12 protein-coding genes, 1 tRNA gene and 1 pseudogene are annotated in these 17,400 nt (G+C 69.9%); 10 read left to right on the top strand and 4 right to left on the bottom strand.

Features of this window, described 5'->3' with window-relative positions:
- Positions 1-217: 217 nt before the first annotated feature.
- A complete protein-coding gene (locus ACI7BZ_RS11090) occupies positions 218-1,282 on the top strand; it encodes an NAD(P)-dependent alcohol dehydrogenase (RefSeq protein WP_414119145.1) in 1,065 nt (354 codons plus the stop codon).
- Positions 1,283-1,339: 57 nt separating this feature from the next.
- A complete protein-coding gene (locus ACI7BZ_RS11085; protein WP_414117216.1) occupies positions 1,340-2,974 on the top strand; it encodes a bifunctional aminoglycoside phosphotransferase/ATP-binding protein in 1,635 nt (544 codons plus the stop codon).
- On the opposite strand, the gene ACI7BZ_RS11080 is transcribed toward ACI7BZ_RS11085, so the two are convergent.
- The 4 genes from ACI7BZ_RS11080 to ACI7BZ_RS11065 form a co-directional block, all read right to left on the bottom strand.
- Positions 2,937-3,335, bottom strand: a complete 399-nt coding sequence (locus tag ACI7BZ_RS11080) for a hypothetical protein (RefSeq protein ID WP_414117215.1) — start codon at positions 3,333-3,335, stop codon at positions 2,937-2,939. The genes ACI7BZ_RS11085 and ACI7BZ_RS11080 overlap by 38 nt on opposite strands.
- A gap of 233 nt (positions 3,336-3,568) precedes the next feature.
- Positions 3,569-4,618: a selenide, water dikinase SelD gene (selD, locus tag ACI7BZ_RS11075; RefSeq protein WP_414117214.1), complete on the bottom strand. Its 1,050-nt coding sequence runs from the start codon at positions 4,616-4,618 to the stop codon at positions 3,569-3,571.
- 56 nt (positions 4,619-4,674) lie between these two features.
- Positions 4,675-5,787: a transglutaminase-like domain-containing protein gene (locus tag ACI7BZ_RS11070; protein WP_414117213.1), complete on the bottom strand. Its 1,113-nt coding sequence runs from the start codon at positions 5,785-5,787 to the stop codon at positions 4,675-4,677.
- A 1-nt stretch (position 5,788) separates the two neighbouring features.
- Positions 5,789-6,475, bottom strand: coding sequence for a TlpA family protein disulfide reductase (locus ACI7BZ_RS11065; RefSeq protein ID WP_414117212.1), 687 nt, complete (start codon positions 6,473-6,475; stop codon positions 5,789-5,791).
- A gap of 444 nt (positions 6,476-6,919) precedes the next feature.
- Here ACI7BZ_RS11065 and fdnG point away from each other — a divergent pair, with 444 nt between their 5' ends.
- The 8 genes and pseudogenes from fdnG to ACI7BZ_RS11025 all read left to right on the top strand — a co-directional run bounded on the left by fdnG (position 6,920) and on the right by ACI7BZ_RS11025 (position 17,397).
- Positions 6,920-10,006 (top strand): formate dehydrogenase-N subunit alpha, encoded by a 3,087-nt coding sequence (gene fdnG, locus ACI7BZ_RS11060; protein ID WP_414117211.1) that lies wholly within the window; start codon positions 6,920-6,922, stop codon positions 10,004-10,006.
- 17 nt (positions 10,007-10,023) lie between these two features.
- The gene (gene fdxH, locus ACI7BZ_RS11055; protein ID WP_414117210.1) at positions 10,024-10,980 is read left to right on the top strand and encodes a formate dehydrogenase subunit beta; all 957 of its coding nucleotides are present in this window, start codon (positions 10,024-10,026) and stop codon (positions 10,978-10,980) included.
- Complete coding sequence (locus ACI7BZ_RS11050; RefSeq protein WP_414117209.1) at positions 10,977-11,675, top strand: formate dehydrogenase subunit gamma; 699 nt, start codon at positions 10,977-10,979, stop codon at positions 11,673-11,675. Before fdxH ends, ACI7BZ_RS11050 begins: the two co-directional genes overlap by 4 nt.
- A gap of 82 nt (positions 11,676-11,757) precedes the next feature.
- A complete protein-coding gene (gene fdhE, locus ACI7BZ_RS11045; RefSeq protein ID WP_414119144.1) occupies positions 11,758-12,699 on the top strand; it encodes a formate dehydrogenase accessory protein FdhE in 942 nt (313 codons plus the stop codon).
- A gap of 9 nt (positions 12,700-12,708) precedes the next feature.
- A complete protein-coding gene (selA, locus tag ACI7BZ_RS11040) occupies positions 12,709-14,154 on the top strand; it encodes an L-seryl-tRNA(Sec) selenium transferase (protein WP_414117208.1) in 1,446 nt (481 codons plus the stop codon).
- A 368-nt stretch (positions 14,155-14,522) separates the two neighbouring features.
- Positions 14,523-15,311 carry a tetratricopeptide repeat protein gene (locus tag ACI7BZ_RS11035; RefSeq protein ID WP_414119143.1) on the top strand — a complete coding sequence of 263 codons (789 nt, stop codon included), beginning with the start codon at positions 14,523-14,525 and terminating at the stop codon, positions 15,309-15,311.
- Positions 15,238-17,205 (top strand): annotated as a pseudogene (selB, locus tag ACI7BZ_RS11030) (selenocysteine-specific translation elongation factor); the annotation flags it as partial. The gene ACI7BZ_RS11035 and the pseudogene selB, both read left to right, overlap by 74 nt.
- A 96-nt stretch (positions 17,206-17,301) precedes the next feature.
- Positions 17,302-17,397: transfer RNA gene (locus ACI7BZ_RS11025), tRNA-Sec, on the top strand.
- Positions 17,398-17,400 lie beyond the last annotated feature (3 nt).

The following is a 17,400-nucleotide window of genomic DNA, read 5'->3' as shown; positions in this document are numbered from 1 at the left end:
TGAAAAATGCTGCAAACCATTGCCATACTACAAGAAAATACAACAACCCGGCGCCGGCGGCCAGCTTGACCGGGGTCAATGCGGCCCGCATCGCACACGCCTATCAAAATACCATATTCCAACGGCCCCGCCGTCCGGAGGGAAGGGAACCATGTCCGATACCATCGCGCAGACCCCCGCCACCGTCACCCCCCGCCACCGCCCCGCCACCGGCAGGATGAAGGCGGCGATCTTCGTCGAGAAGAACCGTATCGTCCTGGACGAAAAGCCGATTCCGGACGTGGGGCCGCTCGACGCCCTCATCCGCGTCACCACCACCACCATCTGCGGCACCGACGTCCACATCCTCAAGGGCGAGTATCCGGTGGCCAAAGGTCTCACCATCGGCCATGAGCCGGTGGGCATCATCGAGAAGCTGGGTTCCGCCGTGGAAGGCTTTGCGGAAGGCCAGCGGGTGATCGCCGGCGCCATCACCCCCTCGGGCTATTCCAACGCCTGCCTGTGCGGCTGCGCCTCCCAGGACGGCCCGCGCATGAAGCACGGCTTCAAGCCCATGGGCGGCTGGCGCTTCGGCAACACCATCGATGGCGCGCAGGCGGAATATCTGCTCGTGCCCGACGCCATGACCAACCTTGCCGCGGTGCCGGAGGCCCTGGCCGACGAGCAGGTGCTCATGTGCCCGGACATCATGTCCACCGGCTTTTCCGGCGCCGAGAGCGGCCGCATCCGCATCGGCGACACGGTGGCGGTGTTTGCGCAGGGGCCCATCGGCCTGTGCGCCACCGCCGGCGCCCGGCTGATGGGGGCGACGCGCATCATCGCGGTGGATCGGGTCGCCGCCCGCCTCGACGTGGCCCGCGCCATGGGGGCGGACGAGGTGGTGGACTTCTCCAGGGTGGACCCGGTGGAGGAGATCCTGCGCCTCACCGACGGGCGCGGCGTGGACGTGGCCATCGAGGCGCTGGGCCGGCAGGAAACGTTCGAGGGCGCGCTGCGGGTGCTGCGGCCGGGCGGAACGCTCTCCTCCCTCGGCGTCTATTCCACCGACCTGAAAATCCCGCTGGATGCCTTCTCCGCCGGCCTCGGCGACAATGCCATCGTCACCTCGCTCTGCCCCGGCGGCAAGGAACGCATGCGGCGGCTGATGGATGTGGTGGCCTCCGGCCGGGTAGATGCCCGCGCCCTCGTCACCCATCGCTTCAAGCTGGACGACATCGAGGCCGCCTACGACCTGTTCGCCAACCAGCGCGACGGCGTTCTCAAGGTGGCGATCACGCCCTAAGGTGAAAGCCGCCCCGGCCGCGTGCCGGGGCCGCATTCCTCCTGCTGCGAGCCCCCCATGACGGCGCCGTCGCACCCGCCATCCCCGCAGCCTGCCGCCGACCATGTGGTGGCCGACCAGGGCGCCGTCTTCGCCTTCCTCGCCGATCCCGCCACCCATGGCATTCCCGGGCCGGTGGACCGCATCGACACCCACGGCGCCGCCGTCTTCCTTGCCGGGCCGTTCGCCTACAAGGTGAAGCGGGCGGTGCTGTTTCCCTTCATGGATTTCTCCACGCTGGAGAAGCGCCGCGCCGCCTGCGCCGCCGAAGTGGCCATCTCCGGTCCCGGCGCGCCCGGCCTCTATCTCGGCGTCGTGCCCATCGTGCGCACGCCCGCGGGCCTTGCTTTGGGCGGGGTGGGCGAGGTGGTGGAGCATGCGGTGAAGATGCGCCGGTTCGACACCTCCCTCACCCTCGACAAGGTGGCCGGGCGTGGCGCGCTTTCGAGCGAGCTCGTGAAGGCGCTGGCGACCGCCGTGGTCACGGCCCATGCCGCCGCCCCGATTGCGCGCGGTTTCGACACCGCCACCCGGCTCGGCGCCTATGTGGCGGACAATACGAAGGAATTCTCCGCCCGGCCGGAGCTGTTCCCGCCGCAGGACGTGGCCCGGCTGGCGCAGCTTTCGCAAGACGCCCTGGCTGTCATCACGCCCCTCATGAAGGCCCGCAGCGACGCCGGCTTCGTGCGCCGCTGCCACGGCGACATGCATCTGCGCAACATCGTGCTCCTGGACGGCCGGCCGGTGCTGTTCGACGCCATCGAGTTCAACGACGACATCGCCACCTGCGACGTGCTCTACGACCTGGCCTTCCTGCTGATGGACCTGTGGCAGGAGGGGCTGACCAGACAGGCCAACGCGGTCTTCAACCGCTATCTGTGGGCGAGCGACGATGCCCAACTGGACGGGCTGAAGGCCCTGCCCTTCTTCCTCAGCCTGCGCGCCGGCATCCGCGCCAAGGTGGAGGCGGCGGGGCTTTCCCATCTTGCGGGAGAGAAGCGGGCGCAGGCGGAGCGGCGGGTGTGCGGGGAACTGGCGCAGGCGCTGCGGTTCGCCGATGTCGAGGCGCCCCCCAGCAGGACAGTGGCGTCGTTCACTGGAAACACCATATGGCCGTGCGCAGCCCCCCATCGCCCGACGCTCTGCGCGGTGGGCGGCCTGTCCGGCAGCGGCAAAAGCACCTGGGCAGCGAACATGGCGGATTCGTTCGGGCGCGCGCCCGGGGCCGTCATCGTGCGCTCGGACATCGAGCGCAAGCGCCTGTTCGGCGTCGCCGAGACCGAGAAGCTGCCGCCCGCGGCCTACACGCCCGAAGCGGGCGAGCGGGTCTATGAGCGGCTGCGGACCCTGGCGCGCCGGGTGCTTGCCACGGGCTACAGCGTGATCGTCGATGCGGTCCATGCCCGACCCGGCGAGCGCGACGCCATCGAAGTGGTGGCGCAGGAGGCGGACGCGCGGTTCTACGGCCTGTGGCTCGACGTGCCGGAGGCCGAGTTGATCCGGCGTGTCGAGGCCCGCACGGGCGACGCCTCCGACGCCGACGCCGCCGTGGTGCGGCACCAGCTCGCCTACGACCTGGGCGACATCCGCTGGCAGCGGCACACCATGGATGTCATCAGCATGGCGCCTTGCCCGGCTCCGCCTTCGGATTGACCCCGGTGACCACCTCCGGCTGGCGGTCCGGCGAGGCGGGGGTTCCGGCGTGGGGGGTGAGGCCGGTGTAGGAACCGCCGGTGCCACCGGTCCAGCCGGTGGAGCCTTCGCTGCCCGGACGCGTGCCCGATTGCGCGCCTGTCGCGGGCGGGGTCGCGGCGGCGTGGGGCGGCTGCTCGCAGGCCCCCTTGTCTGCGGCGGGCGGGTCCGCCTGCGCCGCGGCCGGCGCGGGCACTGCGGACGCGAGCACGACCATCACCGCGCCCACGAGGCCGGTGGCGAGGATGCGGACGGCGGCCGGGGCCGGAAGGATGACGGGGGCCGCGCGCCGGGGCGCCTTGCGATCTGCCTTCGAGGGCATGGCCGTTCTCCTTTCACTTAGAGCCTGATCCGATCAGGTTGAATCAACCTGATCGGTGAATCAGTCTCTAAATTATTGATAGAGAACGCGTTATCCGACCAGCTTGCGGTGCAAGCTGGTCGGCGCGTGCTCTAGAGCATGCGCCGATCAAATTGATTCAATGTGATCGGATCGCGCTCTCAGAGAACGGCCTGAAACCGCCTGCGGTTCCGGCCCCCGCAGGCGGGCAGGTGTCAAGCCACCACCACCCGACCCGGCCCCGCTTCCACCGTGCCGATGCGGGCGGCGGCGGGATAGCCGGCGGCGAGGACCTGCGCGAGCAGCCGGTCCGCCGCATCCGCCGCGCAGGAAACAAGCAGGCCGCCGGAGGTCTGCGGATCGGTGAGCAAATGGCGCTGCCAGTCGGGCGCGCCCTCCGGCAGGTCCACCTCGGCGCCATAGCTCGCCCAGTTGCGGTGCGAGGCGCCGGTGACGAAGCCCTGCTGCACCAGCGCCTGCGCCTGCGAGAGCAGCGGCAGGGCGGCAAGGGACACCCGCAGCGTCGCGCCGGAGCCGCGCGCCATTTCCAGCCCATGGCCGAGGATGCCGAAGCCGGTGACGTCGGTCATGGCGTGCACGTCCTCGTCCTTGGCCAGCTCGGCGCCGACGCGGTTGAGCTTGGTCACCGAGGCGATCATCTCCTCATAGGCGGCGGCGGGCAGCGCATCCTTCTTGAAGGCGGCGGAATAGACCCCCACCCCCAGCCCCTTGGTGAGGATGAGGGCGTCCCCCGGCCGGGCGGTGGAATTGCGGCGCAGGCGTGCGCGCGGCGCCGAGCCGATGACGGCAAGGCCGTAGACCGGCTCGGGGCAGTCGATGGAATGGCCGCCGGCCACCGGAATGCCCGCCTCTGCGCAGATGGCCGCGCCGCCGGCGAGGATGGCGCGCACCGTGGCGGTGTCCACCTTGCCCAACGGCATGCCGAGGATGGCCAGCGCCATCAGCGGCGTGCCGCCCATGGCATAGACGTCGGAAATGGCATTGGCGGCGGCGATGCGGCCGAAATGGTCCGGGTCGTCCACCATGGGCATGAAGAAATCCGTGGTGGCGATGATGGCGGTTTCGCCGTCCAGGTTCCATGCCGCCGCGTCGTCGCCGGTCTCGGTGCCCACCAGCAGCTTTTCGAACGGCCCCGCCTGCGGCTGCCCGGCGAGCAGCTCCTGCAGCACCGCGGGCGCGAGCTTGCAGCCGCACCCGCCCCCGTGGGCCAGGCTGGTGAGGCGGACGGACGGAACATCAAGCATGGAAACCCTCGCAGGAAGCGGGCCGGCCGGGCGCAGCACCCGGCCGGCAATGGCGATCAGACCGCGATTTCGGACGCGCGGATGACGTATTTGAAAGTGTCCGGGTCAAGGCAATCCAGCAGGCCGCCGGCGCTCACCGCCTGCGGATACATCAGGAAGCCGAGGCGCGGGCCGTCGAAGCCGGGCAGGGCCACGTCGTGGGCGGTGTTATAGGCAAACCAGTTGCCTTCCCAGGCCCCGAACAGGGCCTTGCGCGCCGCCGCCACCTTCGGATCGTCGATCGCCAGCTTTCCCGGGGGCTCCTCCAGCATCACCTTGCGCACGTCGGCGGGGTCCATGGGCACCCAGCCGAAATCAGAGAGGAACACCTCGGCCCGGCAGTGCTGGGCCTTGGTCACGATCTCCGAATTGGCGCCGAGGCTCTTGTAGCCGAAGCGCGAGGGCACCACGCGCAGGCCGTAGACATCGCGGGCGGGAATGCCGGCCGCGCGCACCAGGCCCACGAACAGCGCGTTGAGATCGGCGCATTTGCCGCCCAGGTCGCCGCTCTTCAGCAAGGCGGCGATATCGCCGATGCCGCAGCCGCGGGTGGCGGCGTTGCGATAGGTGGTCTCGACGATCCATTCGAAGATGGCGCGCACCTTCTCCACCTCGCCCGCCTTGCCGGCGGTGATCTTGTCGGAGGTGGCCTTCACGATGCCGTCGGTGGGGATGAGGTCGGTGGCGGCGATGTTGCGCATGCGCTCGTCGGACGACAGCGGCGCGGGCTTGCCGGGGGCGGCGAGGTCCACCGACCAGTCGCGGGTGGTGGCGCGGCTCGTCAGCTCCACGCGGGGCGCCTTCTCCCCCTCGGCGAACACCAGGTGCAGCATGTCGGCGCCCGAGCGGGGATCGCGCACCAGCTTTGCGGACGTCGCATTGGTGGTCCAGCTGTTGTCGCCCGGCTTGAACCAGTCGGGATTGCTGAAGGACGCCACCGGCAGCCAGGCCTCGACCCGGCCTTCCGGCTTCAGGATCTCCACCGTGGTCACGATCTGGAAGCTGCGCCAGCGGCCCACGCCAGGGGCGAAGACGGTGGACGGCGCGGCATCGGCAAAGGCCGCGCGCGGCAGGAACGCCGCCGCCGAGGCAAGGGCACCGGCTTTCAGAAGCTCTCTTCTCGTGGTCATGTCACTGCTCCTCCCCGATGATGCGGTGATCCGGCTGGGCTGCCGCCCGCCACCGCCCGATCCGGCTGTCGTTCTGCGGCGCGTCCCACGCCACTTCCCCTTCGGCGACGAGGCGGATGCGGCCGTCCATCACCACGAAGGTGGCCGGCAGCAGGCTGACGCCCCACGCCTGCGCCGCCGCCCGGTCGCGGTCCAGCAGCACGGCGCCCGGCGCGCCGCCGTGCGAAAAGAAGCGCCGCACGCGGGCGTCGGGCTCGGCCACGTTCACCAGCAGCACCGGCAGGTGGGGATGGCGGGCGGCAAAGCGCGCCAGCGCCGGCAGCTCGGTGCGGCACGGCGCGCACCAGGTGGCGAAGAAATGGATGACGGCGGTGCCGCCCGCCGCGGCCAGATCGGCGGTGCCGCCGTCGAGGCGGTCGAGAACGAGGGGCGGGGCCGCAAGGGACGGAGCCGCAAGGGGCGCATCGGCAAGGGGCGCATCGGCAAGGGGCGCATCGGCAGGGAGGACGGCGGGCGCCTCCAGCAGGCGGGGCGCAGCCGGCGGCGGGGCTTCCGGCGCGGCGGCCGTGGCGGCAGGAGCGGTGATGGCCGCAAGGCCCGCCCCCTCCCCCGCCCGGTCCGGCGCCGCGCGGGCGGGTCCTGCCGCCGCGCCGAGCACGAGCACGAGCGCCAGAAGGCCGGCCCCCATCGGCCGCGCACGCAGATGGACGCGCAGCGGCGGCCATGGCCGCGCCGGGTGGCGGAAATCCTTCCGCGACGAAGAAAAATTGCGCGCTTCGCCCCGAGCCTCGGGAGCCTTGCTGAGATGCACGCAAGCAATCTGCTGCGCGCGTCCCGGCCCGTCAACGCTCAAAACTGTGAGCCCCGCCGATTTTGCAGTGCACAATATGAATTGACGTGCGAGGTGAAAATCAAGGCCGGCCAAAAGTTGCCGGAAGCGCGCCCTACACTGCAGTGCAATGTGCCGAGCGTGCGAAATGACAATGCAGACACAAGCATTTGTGCTGTTGCAAATTGACATCGTTCCAGTTCCAAAATACCGTCACGGGAGCCGGAAATCCGGTATCGGGCGGCAACACAGCGCCTGCAATGGTCCCCGGTCAGGGGCGAATATGGTCGGAGGTTTCCTTCGATGAACATGGAACTCACGCGTCGCCAGTTCTTGCGAACGGCGGGCGCGGGTGTGGCGGGGACGACACTGGGAGCCCTCGGCTTCGGTCCGGTCGAGGAGGCGATGGCCTCCACGATCAAGCCCTTCCGCCTCGTGAACACCACGGAAGTGCGCAACACCTGCACTTATTGTTCGGTGGCCTGCGGCATCCTCATTTTCGCCAAGGGCAACCTGGCCAAGGGGGAAAAGGCGGAGATCACCCATATCGAGGGTGACACCGACCACCCGACCAATCGCGGCACCTTGTGCCCGAAGGGCGCGGCCCTTCTCGACATCGTGAAATCCGAGACGCGCCTGAAGCATCCGATGATCCGGCGCGCGGGGTCGAGCACGTTCGAGACGATTTCCTGGAGCGAGGCGCTCGACAAGATCGCCCGCGCCATGAAGGACGACCGCGACGCGAACTTCATCGCCAAGAACAAGGACGGCGTGACGGTGAACCGGTGGGTGACCACGGGCTTCCTCGCCGCCTCCGCAACCACGAACGAAACCGCGTTCTGCACCTACAAGGTGGTGCGCAGCGCCGGCATGCTGGTGTTCGATAATCAGGCACGCGTCTGACACGGCCCGACGGTGGCGAGTCTCGCCCCAACTTTTGGCCGTGGAGCAATGACCAACTCCTGGACGGACATCAAGAATACCGATCTCGTCGTCATCATGGGCGGCAATGCCGCCGAAGCGCATCCGTGCGGCTTCAAGTGGGTGACCGAGGCGAAGGCCAACCGTGGCGCCAAGCTCGTCGTCGTGGACCCGCGCTTCACGCGCTCGGCCGCGGTGGCGGACTATTACGCGCCGATCCGGCAGGGCACCGACATCGCCTTCCTGCTGGGCGTCATCAATTACTGCATCAAGAACGACAAAGTGCAGTGGGACTATGTGAAGGCCTTCACCAACGCAGCCTTCCTGGTGAAGGACGGCTTCGCCTACCAGGACGGGCTGTTCACCGGCTATGACGAGGCAAAGCGGGACTACAACCGCTCCAGCTGGGACTACCAGGTGGGCGCCGACGGCTACGCCATGGTGGACGAGACGCTGCAGGACCCCCGCTGCGTCTGGAACCTGATGAAGGAACACGTCTCGGTCTACACCCCCGAGATGGTCGAGCGCATCACCGGCACCCCCAAGGACAAGTTCCTGAAGGTGGCGTCCATGATCGCGGAGTGCGCGTCGCCCACCAAGACGATGACCTCCATGTACGCGCTCGGCTGGACCCAGCATTCCAAGGGCTCCCAGAACATCCGCTGCATGGCGATGCTCCAGCTCATCCTGGGCAATATCGGCGTGCGCGGCGGCGGCATGAACGCCCTGCGCGGGCATTCCAACATCCAAGGCCTCACCGACATCGGCCTGATGTCCAACCTGATCCCGGGCTATCTCACCCTGCCCACGGAGAGGGAACCGGACTTCAACGCCTACATGTCCACCCGCGGCTTCAAGCCGTTGCGTCCGGGCCAGATGAGTTACTGGCAGAACTACAAGAAATTCTTCGTCAGCTTCCAGAAGTCCATGTGGGGCGCGGCGGCGACGGCGGAGAACAACTTCGCGTTCGACTACCTGCCGAAGCTCGACGTGCCGGCCTATGACGTGCTGCGTGCGTTCGAGCTGATGAAGCAGGGGAAGATGAACGTCTACTTCTGCCAGGGCTTCAACCCGCTGCAGGCCTTCCCCAACAAGGCCAAGCTGGCGGAGGCGCTGGCCAAGCTGAAGCTGCTCGTGGTCATGGACCCGCTTGAGACCGAGACCGCGCGCTTCTGGGAGGACCACGGCGTCTACAACCCGGCCAAGCCCGCCGAGATCAAGACCGAGGTGATCCAGCTTCCCACCACCTGCTTCGCCGAGGATGCGGGCTCCCTGGTCAATTCCGGGCGCTGGCTGCAATGGCACTGGCCGGGCGGCTCGCCTCCCGGCGAGGCCAAGACCGACATCGGCATCATGGCGGGGATCTTCCTGCGCCTGAAGGCCCTGTACCAGAAGGAGGGCGGGGCCTTCCCGGACCCCATCGTCAACCTCCACTGGCCCTACAAGGACGCGCACGAGCCGGCGCCGGAAGAGCTGGCCAAGGAGATGAACGGCTATGTCGTCTCCGACGTGCTCGACCCCAACGACCCCACCAAGAAGGTGCTGGAGGCGGGCAAGCAGGTTCCGGGCTTCGCCGTCCTGCGCGACGACGGCTCCACCGCGGCCGGCTGCTGGATCTATTCCGGCTGCTACACCGAGGCCGGCAACATGATGGCCCGCCGGGACAATTCCGATCCCGGCGACACCGGCGCCTACCTCAAGTGGGCGTTCGCCTGGCCGGCCAACCGGCGCATCATCTACAATCGCGCCTCCTGCAACATCGACGGCCAGCCGTGGGACGACACCCGCAAGCTGATCTGGTGGGACGGGGCCAAGTGGACCGGCTACGACGTGCCCGACATCGCCCCCACCGCCAAGCCGCGCGATGTGGGCCCCTTCATCATGAACCCGGAAGGCGTCTCCCGCCTGTTCACGCGGGGCATGATGCGGGACGGGCCGTTCCCGGTGCATTACGAGCCGTTCGAAAGCCCGGTCGCCAACCTCATCGCCCCCAAGGTGCGGGGCAATCCGGTGGCGCGCGTGTTCAAGGACGACTTCGCCCAGTTCGCCGAGACGGCATCCAAGGAGTTTCCCTATGCGGCGACCTCCTACCGCCTGACCGAGCATTTCCATTACTGGACCAAGAACAACCACGTGAACGCGGTGCTCCAGCCCGAATTCTTCGTGGAAATCTCCGAGGAGCTGGCCAAGGAGAAGTCCATTGCGAATGCCGGCTGGGTGCGGGTGTGGTCGAAGCGCGGCTCGGTCTTCGCCAAGGCCTATGTGACCAAGCGCATCCGTCCCCTCATGGTGGACGGCAAGCCGGTGCACATCGTCGGAATTCCCATCCACTGGGGGTTCATCGGCGCGGCCAGAAAGGGCTTCCCGGCCAATGTGCTCACCCCGTTCGTGGGTGACGCCAACATCGAGACGCCCGAGTTCAAGGCGTTCCTGGTCAACATCGAGCCCTCCACCGGGCCGGTGGCGTAAGGAGAAGGAGCGCAGCCATGTTTCCTCCGATCCCGAACCCCACCACCGCCCCGGTCGCACCGAAGTTCGGCGATGCCGATCTGGTGCGCCGCTCGGCCTCCGGCTCGCCCTCCAAGGTCGAGTTCAAGGAGCCGGTGGCCAAGCTGATCGATGTCTCCAAATGCATCGGCTGCAAGGCCTGCCAGGCCGCGTGCCTGGAATGGAACGAGCTCCATGAGGAGATCGGCACCTTCAACGGCACCTACACCAACCCGCCGGACCTCACCCCGGCGTCGCTCACGCTCATGCGCTTCACCGAGTGGGTGAACCCCGAGACCGACAATCTCGAATGGCTCATCCGCAAGGACGGCTGCATGCATTGCGCTGATCCGGGCTGCCTGAAGGCCTGCCCGGCGCCCGGCGCCATCGTGCAGTATTCCAACGGCATCGTGGACTTCGACCACGCCAGGTGCATCGGCTGCGGCTATTGCGTGAAGGGCTGCCCCTTCAACATTCCCCGCATCTCGCAGACCGACCACAAGGCCTACAAATGCACCTTGTGTTCCGATCGCGTGGCCGTGGGCCAGGGTCCCGCCTGCCAGAAGGCGTGCCCCACCCAGGCCATCGTGTTCGGCACCAAGACGCAGATGAAGGACTGGGCCGAGGGCCGCATCAAGGACCTGAAGTCCCGCGGCTACAAGAATGCGGGGCTTTATGATCCGCCCGGCGTGGGCGGCACGCACGTCATGTACGTGCTGCAGCACGCCGACAAGCCGTCCATCTATGCGGGCCTGCCGGACAATCCGCGCATCAGCCCCATCGTGGAGGCCTGGAAGGGCGTCACCAAATATGTGGGTCTCGGCGTGATGGGCTTTGCCGCCCTCGCCGGCGCCCTGCACTATCTCGTCAACGGCGCCAACAAGGTGTCGCCCGAAGATGAAGCCAACGCCGAAAAGCTGACGGCTCAGAACATGCCGAATGGAGGCCGTTCATGAGCGCACCTTATGACCTGGAATCCGGCGATGCGGTCCATCCCGGCCATCCCGTCAAGTTGGACCGCTACACGGTGGGCGCCCGGATCAACCACTGGGTCACGGCCATCAGCCTGATCCTGCTGGCGATTTCGGGCCTCGCCCTGTTCCACCCCAGCCTCTTCTTCCTCACCGCCCTGTTCGGCGGCGGGCAGATGACCCGCACCATCCATCCCTGGATCGGCGTGGTGCTGTTCTTCTCCTTCTCCGGCATGTTCTTCCGCTTCTGGAAGGCCAATCTGTGGAAGAGCGAGGACGGCACCTGGATGCGCCGCATCCGCGATGTGATCGCCGGGCACGAGGAAAGGCTGCCCGAGCTCGGCAAGTACAATGCCGGGCAGAAGCTGGTCTTCTGGGGCATGAGCTTCCTCATCGTGGTGCTGATCGGCTCGGGGGTGGTGATCTGGAACGCCTATTTCTCCACCTACACCTCCATCGAGCAGCAGCGCATCGCTTTGCTGGTGCATGCGGTGGCGGCGGTGGCGATCATCTGCGTATGGATCATCCACGTCTATGCAGCCATCTGGGTGAAGGGCACCATCGGGGCCATGACGCGCGGGCAGGTCACCGGCGGCTGGGCCTGGCGGCATCACCGCAAGTGGCTGCGCGAACTTGTCTCCTCGCGCAAATCACCGACGCGGGGGACTCCCGCGGAGTAACCCTTGGCGTATAATGCCACCCGGCCGCGCCCTCCCGCGGCCGGGTGGTGTACACGTGACCCGTGAGGTTCGTGAGGTGGTGATGTCGTCTTCGTTCGGCCAGCCCGGGGCCGTCATTCCCGACCCGTCGGTGCTCGAAGGGGTGAGCGCGCCCGCCTTCGCCCACCTGCCGGACCCGGCGAACCTGTTCGCCCGCCGTGCGCAGCGCTTCAGCAAGCTGGCCGCCGGCCACCAGCTCGGCACCTATTTGTCCTTCCTCGGCCAGATCGCCGAGGCGCAGCACGCGGCCCTGCACCTGGCCCAGTCCGCCGCCCCCGCGCCGGAGCCGCCGGACGCCGAGGCCCTGGCGCGGGCTCGCACCCATGCCATGCCGCCCCTCGACCGCGGCCGCTTCACCGCCGACGCGGCCTTCGACAGCGTGTTCGAGCGCCTGCTCGCGCAGGCCGCGCCCATCGACAAGCCGGTGGCCGCCCAGGCGGCGCTGGAGCGGGTGCGCACCGCCTCCGAGGTGGCGCGCGGCGAGATGGTGCGCAACGTGCTGGCCGATTCCATCCCGGTGGAGAGCCTGGGCGAGCATCTTTACGTGGCCGCCGCCCTGCAGGTGCATTTCGCCCGCCTCGCCGCCCGGCTGGATGCCGGGGCCCTGGTGCCGGTGGGCGACGGCGTGTGCCCCACCTGCGGCGGCCCGCCGGTGGCCAGCCTGGTGGTGAACTGGCCCTCCGCCCATGGCGCGCGCTATTGCGCCTGCACCTTGTGCGGCACCTTGTGGAACTTCGTGCGGGTGCGCTGCACCGCCTGCGGCTCCACCGCCGGCATCGGCTACCAGGAGGTGGACGGCGGCAGCGGGGCGGTGAAGGCCGAGACCTGCGACACCTGCCATTCCTATGTGAAGGTGCTCTACCTCGCCCGCGACCCGGACATCGAGCCGGTGGCGGACGACGTGGCGAGCCTTGGCCTCGACCTGCTCATGAAGGCCGGCCCCTATCGCCGGGCGGCCTTCAACCCCTTCCTCCTCGGCTATTAGGGCGACGTGATGGCGCCCGCGGTCCTGTCCCCGACCCCCGCCGCGCCCGCGGCGCCCCTGCGCGGCCTGCCATCGGTGGATGCGGCGCTGAAGGCCGAGGCCGGACGCGCCGCCCTGGCCCGCCACGGCCGGCAGGCGGCCACCGCCGCCGTGCGCGCCGCTTTGGACGAGCGCCGCGCCGCCCTCAGGGCCGGGGCCGGCGCCGTGCCCGCGGCGGAGGAGATCGCCGCCGCCGCCCTCGCCCGCCTCGATGCCGCCGCCGTGCCCAGCCTGCGGCCGGTGTTCAACCTCACCGGCACGGTGCTGCATACCAATCTGGGCCGCGCCGTCTTCGCCGAGGCGGCGGTGGAAGCCGCCACGCAGGCCATGCGCAGCGCCGTGGCGCTGGAATACGACCTCGGCGGCGGCCGGCGCGGCGAGCGCGACGACCATATCCGCGACCTCATCTGCGAGCTGACGGGGGCCGAGGACGCCACCCTCGTCAACAACAATGCCGCCGCCGTGCTGCTGGTGCTGAACACCCTGGCCCAGGGCCGGCCCGCCGTGGTGTCCCGCGGCGAGCTGATCGAGATCGGCGGCGCGTTCCGCATGCCCGAGATCATGCGCCGCGCCGGGGCCGAGCTGGAGGAAGTGGGCACCACCAACCGCACCCACGCCCGCGATTATCGCGAGGCCATCCGCCCCGAAACCGGCGTGATCCTGAAGGTGCACACCTCCAATTACCGGGTGGAGGGCTTCACCGCGCAGGTGCCGCCGCGCGAACTGGCGGACATCGCCCATGCCCATGGCGTACCGCTGGTGAACGATCTCGGCTCCGGCACGCTGGCCGACCTCGCCCGCTACGGGCTGGTGCACGAACCCACGGTGCGCGAGGCGGTGGCCGAGGGGGCGGACCTGGTGACCTTCTCCGGCGACAAGCTTCTGGGCGGGCCGCAGGCCGGCTTCATCGTCGGCCGGCGCGACCTCATCGCCCGGCTCAACAAGAACCCCATGAAGCGGGCGCTCAGGGTGGACAAGGTGCGCCTCGCCGCCATCGAGGCGACGCTGCGGCTCTACCGCGATCCCGACCGCCTGCCGGAGCAATTGCCCACGCTGCGCTTCCTCACCCGGCGGCCGGACGACATGGCCGCCCAGGCCGAGCGCCTCGCGCCGGTGCTGGCGCACCTTCTGCCCGGCTTCACCGTGTCCGTGGCGCCGTGCCGGAGCCAGATCGGGTCCGGCGCCCTGCCGCTGGAAACCCTGCCGGGCATCGCCCTCGCCCTCAGGGCCCGGGATGGCAGCGGCGGCGCCCCGGCGCGCCTCGCCGACGCCCTGCGCCGCCTGCCGGTGCCGGTCATCGGCCGGATCGAGGACCAGGCCCTGCTACTGGACCTCAGGTGCCTTGAGGATGAAGCGGCATTCCTTTTCTCCATCGGCGCACTGGAGGGGACAGACCAAATGGGAGGGGCCGCATGAGCTGGCTTGACAGACTGAAGGGCAAAGGGGGCGACGCCCCGCCCGAGGCCGCGGAGCGCCCCGCCCGTCCCGGCCCGGAGCGGCCCGCCCGGCCGCGCGAGCGCATGGCGGACGACGATTTCGACGCCTTGCTGAAGGATATCGTCACCGGCCTCGGCGGCGAGGCCGAGCCGGAAAAGGCGCCCTCGGCACCGGCCGCGCGCCGGCCGCGCCTGGAGGATCTCGTGGGGCGCGCGGGACAGGAGATGGCGCCCCGCACCGAGCCCGGGGAGGCGCCCATGGCGCCCGCCGTGCGCGACGCGGGCGCGGCGGAACCGGCCCCGCCCCGCCCCGCCCCGCGCTCCATGGCGGCTCCCCCCGCACCGCAGATGCCGCCGGAGACGGAGCCTGAGCCCGAGACGGCGGACCTGCGCGCGCCGGACGCGCTCATGGCCGACGCCCTCGCCGCCGCCACGGCCGGCGAATATGAGGCGGCCCTCGCCATCTGGGAGCCCCTCGCCCGCGCCGGCAACGCCCGGGCGCAGAACAATATCGGCGCCTGCTTCGTGGACGGGCTGGGCGTGGAGCGCGACCTGGACCTCGCCAGGCGCTGGCTCGACCTCGCCGCCGAGGGCGGCGACCCGGTGGGCTGCCGCAACCTCGCCACCCTTTATTTCAAGGGCGAGGGCGTGCCCCAGGACTATGCCCGCGCCGCGCAGCTCTACCGCCGCGCCGCCGAAGACGGCGACGGCCCCGCCCAGGACATGCTGAGCTGGATGCTGCTGGAGGGCGAGGTGATGCCCACCGATCCCGTGGAGGCGCGCCGCTGGGCCCGCGCCGCGGCCGACCAGGGCATCGCCTCCGCCATGACCCGGCTCGGCATGATCGCCCACAATGCGCTGGGCATGGAGCGCGACGCCGCCGAAGCCGCCCGCTGGTGGCGCCGGGGGGCGGAGGCCGGGGATGCGGACGGGCAGGCCATGCTGGGCGCCGCCCATCACATGGGTGCCGGCGTGCCGCGCGACCGCGTGGCCGCCTTCGCCTGGCTGCTGCGCGCCCGCGCCGGCAACAGCGCCCTCGCCGACCGCTTCTTCGAGGCGGTGCGTGCCAGCCTGTCCCCGGACGAGGAAGCGGCCGCCCGCCGCCGCGCGGCGATCCCGCTGGGGGAGATTCCGTGACGTGATCGTCGGGACGGCCGGACATATCGACCATGGGAAGACCACGCTGGTGCGTGCCCTCACCGGTGTCGATACCGACCGGCTGAAGGAGGAGAAGGCCCGCGGCATCTCCATCGACCTCGGCTTCGCCTACCTGCCGCTCGGCGCCGGGCCGGGCGAGGGCGAGGACCCGCAGGTGCTGGGCTTCGTGGACGTGCCGGGGCACGAAAAATTCGTGCACACCATGCTGTCCGGGGCCAGCGGCATCGACTTCGCCCTTCTCGTGGTGGCCGCCGACGACGGGGTGATGCCGCAGACCCGCGAGCATCTCGCCATCCTCGATCTCCTCGGCATCTCCCACGGCATGGTGGCCCTCACCAAGGCCGATCTTGCCGATGCGGCGCGGCTGGAGGCGGTGGAGGCGCAGATCGCCGCCGCCCTCGCCGGCACCACCTTGGCCGGCTCGCCCATCCGCCGTGTCTGCGCCACCGGCGGGGCGGGGGTGGCGCAGATGGCCGATGCCCTGGCACAGGCGGCGCGGCAGTTCGCCCGGCGCGGCGCCGCCGGCCGCTTCCGCCTGGCGGTGGACCGCAGCTTCACCCTCTCGGGCGCGGGAACGGTGGTGACGGGCACGGTGCTGTCGGGGCGGGTGGAGGTGGGCGACCGGGTGCTGGTGAGCCCCTGTGGCCTTGCCGCCCGGGTGCGCTCCATCCGCGCCCAGGACCGGCCGGCGGAGCACGGCGTGGCCGGCGACCGCTGCGGCCTCAACCTGGCCGGCGAAGGCATCAGCAAATCCACCATCGCCCGCGGCGACGTGGTGCTGGACCCCGCGCTCCATGCCCCGGCCGACCATATCGACGCCGAACTGAAGGTGCTGTCCGGCGAGCCGCGCCCGGTGGGCCAGTGGTTTCCCGTGCGCCTGCACCATGCCGCGCGGGAGGTGGGCGCCCGGGTGGTGCTGTTGGGTGATCCCATCGCCCCCGGCGCCACCGGCAAGGTGCAGCTGGTGCTGGAGCAGCCCATCGCCGCGGCGGCGGGGGACCGCTTCGTCATCCGCGACACCTCGGCCCGGCGCACGGTGGGCGGCGGCCGCTTCCTCGATCTGCGCGGCCCCCAGCGCAAGCGCCGCACCCCCGAGCGGCTCGCCCAGCTGGAGGCCCTGGCCGAGCCCGATGCGCAGCTCGCTTTGGCGCGGCTGCTGCAGCTGGCCCCCCATTTCGCCGACCTTGCGGCCTTCGCCCGCGACCGCGCACTGGCTGCGGCGGACATGGAGGAGATGGCGCGCCGGCTCGACCTGGTGCGCATCCAGGCTGGCCTCCGGCCTTTGGTGGTGGCGCGGGACCGCTTCACCGATTTCACCGCGCAAATGCTCGCCACCCTCGACGCCTTCCACGCCGACAGCCCCGATTTGCCCGGCATGAGCCGGGAACGGCTGCGCCTGGCGCTGGTGCCGCGCCTGCCCGCCCCCGCCTTCCTCGCCGCGCTGCAGGGCCTGCCCGACGGCCTGGTGAAGCTGGAAGGGGCCTGGGTGCGGCGCGCCGGCTTCGAGGTGCGCCTGACCGCCGAGGACGAAGCGGCCTGGGCGCGCATCGCGCCCCTGCTGGGCGGCACCGAGCGCTTCCGCCCGCCGCGGGTGCGCGACATCGCCGACCTCATGGGCCTGGCGGAAGCGGACGTGCGGCGCCTGCTGAAGCTCCTCGGCCGCCTCGGGCGTGTGGACGAGGTGGCCCACGACCATTTCTTCCTGCGCGCCACCGTGGCAGAGATGGTGGAGATCGTGCGCCGGCTGGGCGGCGAGCGGATGAAGGACGAATTCTCCGCCGCCCAGTTCCGCGACGAGGTGCAGAACGGCCGCAAGGTGGCCATCCAGATCCTTGAATTCTTCGACCGGCACGGCGTGACGCTGCGCCGGGGAGACCTGCGCCGCGTCAACCCGTTCCGGCTGGATTTGTTCGCCGGCGCAGGGAATGATGCGGCGACGACGGACCAGGCGGCGGCAACGCCGCCGCGGGGAAGAGAAGCGTCCCTGGTGGGGCGTCCGGACTTCAAATCCGGGAGGGGCCGCGAGCCGGTCCTTGGTGGGTTCGACTCCCACTCTCTTCCGCCACGC

It is taken from the genome of Xanthobacter sp. AM11, from assembly GCF_047444035.1.
Classification (GTDB): domain Bacteria; phylum Pseudomonadota; class Alphaproteobacteria; order Rhizobiales; family Xanthobacteraceae; genus Xanthobacter.
This window is presented reverse-complemented; position numbering and strand designations above follow the sequence as displayed.

Excerpts from the sequence above, each read along its gene's own strand:
- ACI7BZ_RS11065 (WP_414117212.1), bottom strand. The coding sequence starts at position 6,475 with ATGGGGGCCGGCCTTCTGGCGCTCGTGCTCGTGCTCGGCGCGGCGGCA.
- fdxH (WP_414117210.1), top strand. The coding sequence starts at position 10,024 with ATGTTTCCTCCGATCCCGAACCCCACCACCGCCCCGGTCGCACCGAAG.
- ACI7BZ_RS11035 (WP_414119143.1), top strand. The coding sequence starts at position 14,523 with ATGCCGCCGGAGACGGAGCCTGAGCCCGAGACGGCGGACCTGCGCGCG.
- selD (WP_414117214.1), bottom strand. The coding sequence starts at position 4,618 with ATGCTTGATGTTCCGTCCGTCCGCCTCACCAGCCTGGCCCACGGGGGC.
- ACI7BZ_RS11070 (WP_414117213.1), bottom strand. The coding sequence starts at position 5,787 with ATGACCACGAGAAGAGAGCTTCTGAAAGCCGGTGCCCTTGCCTCGGCG.
- fdhE (WP_414119144.1), top strand. The coding sequence starts at position 11,758 with ATGTCGTCTTCGTTCGGCCAGCCCGGGGCCGTCATTCCCGACCCGTCG.
- ACI7BZ_RS11090 (WP_414119145.1), top strand. The coding sequence starts at position 218 with ATGAAGGCGGCGATCTTCGTCGAGAAGAACCGTATCGTCCTGGACGAA.
- ACI7BZ_RS11085 (WP_414117216.1), top strand. The coding sequence starts at position 1,340 with ATGACGGCGCCGTCGCACCCGCCATCCCCGCAGCCTGCCGCCGACCAT.
- ACI7BZ_RS11080 (WP_414117215.1), bottom strand. The coding sequence starts at position 3,335 with ATGCCCTCGAAGGCAGATCGCAAGGCGCCCCGGCGCGCGGCCCCCGTC.
- ACI7BZ_RS11050 (WP_414117209.1), top strand. The coding sequence starts at position 10,977 with ATGAGCGCACCTTATGACCTGGAATCCGGCGATGCGGTCCATCCCGGC.
- selA (WP_414117208.1), top strand. The coding sequence starts at position 12,709 with ATGGCGCCCGCGGTCCTGTCCCCGACCCCCGCCGCGCCCGCGGCGCCC.